This window comes from Polaribacter sp. BAL334 (assembly GCF_015767435.1).
GTDB lineage: Bacteria > Bacteroidota > Bacteroidia > Flavobacteriales > Flavobacteriaceae > Polaribacter.
Genome location: NZ_JADWOV010000078.1, coordinates 1 through 832 on the forward strand (window position 1 = coordinate 1; position 832 = coordinate 832).

The 832-nt window shown below is 35.6% G+C and carries 1 protein-coding gene; it reads left to right on the forward strand.

The features are described 5' to 3' along the window. On the forward strand, positions 1 to 832 hold an 832-nt coding region (locus IU405_RS00405; RefSeq protein ID WP_197436687.1), incomplete at both ends, for a hypothetical protein.

Here is an 832-nt window from a genome sequence, read left to right on the forward strand (position 1 = left end):
CTATTCAGATGGATCAAGTGATTACTTTGGAATTTATGACCCTGTCGGGTCTACTGATAATTTTGGTGCAGGCTCTCAACCTTCAGGAATTCCAAGTTTCACTGGAAATAATGGAAACTTCCTAGTAGGAGAAGATTTGGATGGTGATGGAACTGCCTCAACACAAACATTAACTTGGTCTGGTTTAAACATCACGGGTTATACGGATTTGACTTTTTCAGTAAAACTTGGAGCAACATCAGGTTTTGATTCTAATGATTTCATAACATTATCAGTAAATATAGACGGGGCAGGTTATGTTGATATTACTTCATTTACAGTTGCAACTGGTTTTAATCAGTTTCCTACTAATGGTGTAGTAACGCTAGGACTTGCGATGGAAACTATTACAGGCTCTATCGTAGGAACAGGAAGTTCATTAGATGTAAGATTGTCTGTAAAAGCGGATTCAGGTAGTGAAGAATTTGCTGTTGATGATATCGTTATTAATGGAACATTAGCTACTTCTGACCCAGTTATTGGTTTTGATGCTGCAACAAGTGCAGAAACAGAAACAAATGCTACTTTTGAAGTATTGGTACCTGTAACCGTTTCTAATTATGGTTCAGATCAAATAGATGTTTCTGTAGCTGTAACTGGAACTGCAGAAGTTTCAGATTACACATTAAACACAGCATCACTTTCTTTTACAGGAAATGGTTCTCAAAACATTTCTATTAATATCAATCCTGATTCAGATGATTTTGATAATGAAACTATCATTTTAACCATTACGGAAACAAGTAATGTTTCTGGTTTAGTTATCTCACAAAGTACTCACACAATAACAGTA